Annotated in this window: 5 protein-coding genes; 2 read left to right on the forward strand and 3 right to left on the reverse strand. The window is 65.1% G+C overall.

What is annotated here, in order from left to right; genetic code table 11:
* The 3 genes from EN925_RS19985 to EN925_RS19995 all read right to left on the reverse strand — a co-directional run.
* The coding region (locus EN925_RS19985; protein ID WP_164894293.1) for an ActS/PrrB/RegB family redox-sensitive histidine kinase at positions 1 to 837 on the reverse strand (837 nt) is incomplete at its 3' end.
* Between the two features lie 26 nt (positions 838 to 863).
* Entirely contained in the window at positions 864 to 3,326 is a 2,463-nt protein-coding gene (gene hrpB / locus EN925_RS19990) for an ATP-dependent helicase HrpB (protein WP_128336841.1), read from the reverse strand.
* Between the two features lie 47 nt (positions 3,327 to 3,373).
* Positions 3,374 to 4,264 (reverse strand): DMT family transporter, encoded by an 891-nt coding sequence (locus EN925_RS19995; protein ID WP_127369036.1) that lies wholly within the window; start codon positions 4,262 to 4,264, stop codon positions 3,374 to 3,376.
* Positions 4,265 to 4,292: 28 nt separating this feature from the next.
* On the opposite strand from EN925_RS19995, the gene EN925_RS20000 reads away from it, so the two are divergent.
* Complete coding sequence (locus EN925_RS20000; protein WP_063169898.1) at positions 4,293 to 4,982, forward strand: PIG-L deacetylase family protein; 690 nt, start codon at positions 4,293 to 4,295, stop codon at positions 4,980 to 4,982.
* A 277-nt stretch (positions 4,983 to 5,259) separates the two neighbouring features.
* A partial coding sequence (locus EN925_RS20005; protein ID WP_164894294.1) for an ABC transporter substrate-binding protein occupies positions 5,260 to 5,883 on the forward strand: 624 nt, incomplete at its 3' end.

A 5,883-nucleotide genomic window follows, 5' to 3' on the forward strand; every position in this document is an offset into this window, starting at 1 on the left:
AAGATGCGCCTCACCCTCCGAGGACAGGCTGGTCAGCCGCTTGAGAATCTCGCGGCAACGCTCGCTCTGCGAACGCAACAGCGTCACGTCTTCCCCGTATTTCGGATCCTTGCCGAGCGCCTTTTCCATCTCCTTGGCGACAAGCGCGATGGTGGCGAGCGGCGTGCCGAGCTCGTGCGCGGCCGCGGCGGCCAGCCCGTCGAGCGCCGAAAGGTGCTGCTCGCGCTGCAGCACCAGCTCTGTTGCGGCGAGCGCATTGGCCAGAAGCCGGGCTTCGGCGGCCACCCGGAAGGCATATATGGCGGTGAAGGCGATCGAGGACAGCACCGCCATCCACATGCCGGCGACATAGAGAAAAGGCATGGCCAGCGGCGCATCCTCATGCCAGGGCAGCGGCAGATGGACAAAGACCAGAAAGGTCGCCGCCGACATGACCAGCCCGCCGAGGATGGCAGTCAGGCGCAGGGGCAGCGATGTCGCCGAAATGACGACAGGCACGGTCATCAGCAGCGAGAACGGATTGGTGAGGCCGCCGGTCATGTAGAGCAGGCCGGCAAGCTGCAGGCTGTCGAAGATGAGGATGCCGAAGGCCGCAAGCGGCGTGAGCCGGTGCGCCGCCGGAAAGCGAAAGGCGAGAAACAGGTTCATCCAGGCCGAACAGGCGATCAGGGCAAAGCAGAGGCTGACCGGCAGCGGAAACTTCAGCCCATAGGCGACGACGAGCACCGCCAGGCTCTGACCGACAATGGCAAGCCATCGCAACCGGATTAGCGTGTTGAGGCGCAGTCTCTGGCTCTGCTGGAAATCGGGCGAACGCAAAACGTTGATCATGGCCATGAATTACAGCCGCGAAGCTCCAAAGGCTAGGTCCCGCGCGGCTTGGCCCGGGCGGTGGCGGCGGCGAGCAGCGGGTTTTCCGGCCAGACATGCTTGGGATAGCGGCCGCGCATGTCGGCGCGTACGTCGGCCCAGGAGCCGCGCCAGAAGCCGGGCAGGTCGCGCGTCGTCTGGATCGGCCGGTGCGCCGGCGACAGGAGTTCGAGCGTCAGCGGCACAGTGCCATTGGCGATGGCGGGATGCCGGTCGAGCCCGAACAGTTCCTGCACGCGAACCGCCAGCACCGGCCATTCGCTGTCATAGCGGATAGGCACATGGCTGCCGGACGGAGCGTCGAAATGGGTTGGCGCCAGCGTATCGATCCTGCGCTGCAGATCATGCGGCACGAGGCTGGCCAGTCCGGCCGAGACAACACCTGCATCGATGGCGGCAAACGATGCCGCGCCGGCGAGGTAAGGCAGCAGCCAGTCGTCGAGGCGCTCGACGAGCGCGTCATCCGCCATATCGGGCCATGGCGCGCCCAGGCCGCGCTGCAGCCAGCCAAGCCGCTGGCGCAGCGTTTGCGCCTCCTTGCTCCAGGTCAGCAGCGACAGCCCGTGCTGGCGCACGGCATCGAGGACGGCGCGGTCGGCGTCGGCCCCCGTTGGCGGCGGCAGCATGCGCTCGGCGAGCGTGATGGCGCCAAGGCGCACGGTTTCACGTACACGCACGGCGCGCTTGTCCCGATCGAAGCTCGTTTCACGGCGCGCCTCGATCCTGTCCGCCAACGCGACACGGACATCGTCCTCGCCGATCGCCGCTGCCGCCGTGATGCGCGCATTCTGTGCCTTGCCCTGCAGGTCGGCGACGACCAGAAACGGCTCGCCCGCCAGCGGATCGGCGGCGTCGAGCATGGCGCCGGAGCCGTTGGCCAGCACGAAACGGCCACGCTCGCCACGCGCCTTCGCCACCCGATCCGGCCAGGCGTGCACGAGCAGGGGACCGCCCGCCGCAGCTTCGCTGCCCTTCGCCCCGCCAGCCTGCCTTGCCAGCCTTTCGGCGAGTTGCTTGGCGGCGGTAGCGCGCGGAGATCTTTCCCCGCGAAAACGCATCAGCCGCCGCTCCAGATCGGCGCCGTCGCCACCGAGGCCGCGTTCGGTGAGGAGCACGGCGAACATTGCCGCCTCGAAGGCATGGCCGCTCCGGGATGCCTCGGCAACCATATGCGCCAACCGCACCGGCAGAGCGAGCTTGCGCATCGCTGCACCCGCCTCCGTCAGGCGCCCCGTGTGGTCGATGGCATCCAGCGCGCGCAGTAGCCCCCTTGCCTCATTGAGGGCCGGAACAGGCGGCGGATCGAGAAAAGCAAGCGCTGACGGATCGGCAACGCCGAAGGCAGCACAATCGAGCAGCAGTCCGGACAGATCGGCCTCAAGGATTTCCGGCGGCGTGAAAGCAGGAAGTGCAGCCGTTTGCTCGGCCCGCCACAGCCGGATGGCGACGCCTGGCTGCGTGCGCCCGGCACGGCCGGCGCGCTGGTCGGCGGAAGCCTTGCTGACACGCACGGTCTCCAGTCGGGTCAAGCCACTGGCCGGCTCATAGCGCGGCAGCCGCGACAGGCCGGAATCGATGACGACGCGCACGCCGTCGATGGTGATCGAGGTTTCGGCTATCGAGGTGGCCAGCACCACCTTGCGGCGGCCCGATGTTGCCGGCTTGATCGCCGCGTCCTGCGCCTTGCCGTCCAGCATGCCGTAGAGCGGGACGATGTCGGTATCGGTGCCGACCTTGCCGGCCAGCCGTTCGGCGGTGCGCTCGATCTCGCGCTGGCCGGGCAGGAAGGCAAGGACGCTGCCGCTCTCGTCGGCAAGGGCGGCGCGGATCGCCTTGGCCATCGCGTCCTCGATGGCGATGCCGGCCGGCCGTTCGTCATAACGGATATCGACGGGAAAGGCGCGACCCTCGCTTTCGACGACCGGCGCGCCCGACATGAGTTTGGCGACGCGCGCGCCGTCGAGCGTCGCCGACATCACAGCCAAGCGCAGATCCGGCCTGAGCGCCCCCTGCACGTCGAGCGCCAGAGCGAGACCGAAATCGCCGTCGAGCGAACGCTCGTGGAATTCGTCGAAAATGACAGCCGAAACACCGGGCAGTTCGGGATCGTCGAGGATCATGCGCGCCAGCACGCCTTCGGTGACGACCACGATCCTGGTCTTTGCCGAAATGCGGTTTTCCATGCGCATGGCGTAGCCGACGGTGGCGCCGGGTTCCTCACCAAGCAACTCAGCCATCCGGCGAGCGGCGGCGCGAGCGGCGAGGCGGCGCGGTTCAAGCAGGATGATCTTGCCGGCGCCGAGCCAAGGCGCGTCAAGCAGCGCCAGCGGCACCAGCGTGGTCTTGCCAGCGCCGGGCGGCGCCACCAGCACGGCGCTGTTGCCATCGCCAAGCGCTTCCCTCAGCGCCGGCAGCACGACGGACACAGGAAGCTCCGGCAGGGGTTTTGTGGTCATGGCGCCCGCATATCAGCGGTTACGGCCACGGCGCAACCAGAGTCGGTTCAAAGCCGGGTACGCGAAAACGGGTTCCAGCGCACGGTCCCCAGCCGCGCTTCCTCACGCACCATGGTCAACAGGCCGGCGCCGCCAACGACCGCCAGGCCAACCAGCGACAGCCCGTCCGGATATTCCTGGAAAAACAACGCGCCGAGGATCACCGCCCAGGCGATCTGCGAATAATGCGTCGGCACGACCCGGTTGGCAGGCGCGTATTTCATGGCCAGCAGTTGAAGGAATTGTCCACCTGCTGTGAAGGCACCGGCCGCCACCAACCACAGCAACTGCTTGCCGTCGGGAACGGTGAACGAGGTGGCGGCGGCACCGATGCCGTTGAACAGCAGGCCGTAGCCGACCAGCACGCCGAGCATGGTGGTGCGCTTTTCCTGCTGCGCCAGCGAGCGCATCAGGATGACGCTGGTGGCGGCGAGGAAGGCAACACCGAAGGCGGCAAGGTGGCCGAGATTGAGCTCGCGAAAGCCCGGCCGCACCACCAGCATGACACCGGCGAAACCGGCGACCACCGCCAGCCAGCGCCAGGGGCCGACCTTCTCCTTGAGGATCACCGTGGAGAGAATGGTGACGCAGAGCGGCGCCAGGAATATCAACGCATAGGACTCGGCCAGCGGAATGGTGGTGAAGGCGTAGACACTGAGCACGCCGGAAGCGATGCCCGCCCAGGCACGCGCCTGCACCGCCCATGGCCTTCTGGTGCGCCAGAAATCGCGCCAACGTTCGCCCGCGGGCCGCGTGAAGAACAGGAAGAAGCCCGCGAACAAGGTTATGAAAAAGCCGATCTCGAAGATCGTGAGCTGACCGCCCAGGCTTTTGACAACGGCATCGCTACCCGAATAGCTTGCGTAGGCGATCAGGGCGAGCAGGATTCCGTTCGTCACGTTGTTCCAATTCCGGGGAGAGAGTGGTTTGAAAATCCTGGCGCTCGGTGCGCATCCGGACGACATCGAGATCTTCATGTTCGGTACGATGGCCGCCTATGCTGCGCAAGGCGCAGAACTCACTTTTGCCATGGCCACGGATGGTGCCAGGGGCGGCACAAGTGATCCCGCTGTTCTCGCTCGTGTCCGTCGCGACGAAGCAACGGCCGCGGCCGCGCTGGTAGGCGCAGTGCCACGCTTCCTCGACTTCCCGGACGGCGAGCTGGTGGCCGATGCAGCGCTGATTGGAGCTCTGAAAGCACTGATCGGTCAAATCGGCCCGGATCTGGTGATCACGCATGCGCCCAACGATTATCATGCAGACCATCGCGCGCTGTCGGACGGCGTTCGTATCGCGGCGTCTTTCGCCGTCCCAGTGCTGCATGCCGACACGATGGGCGGCACCGGTTTTTCGCCGACGCACTATGTCGACATTTCCGCCCATGCCGACGTCAAGGCCGAGGCGATCCGCATGCATCAATCGCAGGATCCCGACCGCTTCGTCGACATTGCGCGGACACAGAACGCCTTTCGCGCCGGCCAGTGCAACGGCGCGCAAGGCTCATCGGCCGAAGCCTTCCGTTTCGAACCGTCGTTCCCGTTCGCCGATATCCGCGCGCTGCTGCCGCCGGCGCCGGCGATCCGCAAGGTGATGGTGAGCACCAGAAGGGTAGATTGAAAGCCGAGCCTGCCCCACGTCCCGGTCAGAATCGGCCTGAACAGCTTCGGTAAACCAGCCAGCGACCCGCGCTTTTCCCAACGTTTTCAGACATCGCCATAAGCATGCTGCGGCGCAGCAACGAATTCGCTTGCCTTGTTTAGTAAAAATTGCATCACTAAACAAATTACTAAACATCTGCAGTGTAACCGCGCAGCCATGTTTGGGCCCCTGAGGAGAGGGGTTGAGGGCTTTTTGAAACCGTCATCCGGGCGCGTTTCGCAAATGGGAGGAAGTCATGAAATCGAGCTTGAAACTGGCGTTGGGACTGACCTCGGCAATCACAGCGTCGACAGCCGTCGCGAACGTCGCGCACGCTGAAGACCTGACCCTGTGCTGGGCCGCCTGGGACCCGGCCAACGCACTTGTCGAACTGTCCAAGGATTTTACCAAGGAAACCGGTATCGGCATGAAATTCGAGTTCGTGCCGTGGACCAACTATGCCGACCGTTTTCTCAACGAACTGAACTCGCACGGCAAATTGTGCGACCTGATCATCGGTGACAGCCAGTGGATCGGCGGCGCTGCCGAGAACGGCCATTACGTCAAGCTGAACGACTTCTTCGACAAGGAGAAGATCAGCATGGACGATTTCGTGCCGGCAACCGTCGTCGGCTATTCGGAATGGCCGAAGAACACGCCGAACTACTGGGCGCTGCCGGCCATGGGCGACGTCGTCGGCTGGACCTACCGCAAGGACTGGTTCTCCAAGCCGGAACTGCAGAAGGAATTCAAGGAGAAGTACGGTTGGGATCTCGGCCCGCCAACCACTTTCGACCAGTTGAAGCAGGTCGCCGAGTTCTTCCAGAAGCGCGAGATCGACGGCAAGACCGTCTATGGCGCCTCGATCTACACCGAGCGC

Origin of the sequence: Mesorhizobium sp. M7A.F.Ca.US.006.04.2.1, assembly GCF_004022915.1 — a bacterium.
GTDB classification, from domain to species: Bacteria; Pseudomonadota; Alphaproteobacteria; order Rhizobiales; family Rhizobiaceae; genus Mesorhizobium; species Mesorhizobium ciceri.

Bases quoted from the DNA above. Each gene is read 5' to 3' on its own strand.
- hrpB (WP_128336841.1), bottom strand. From the start codon at position 3,326: ATGACCACAAAACCCCTGCCGGAGCTTCCTGTGTCCGTCGTGCTGCCG.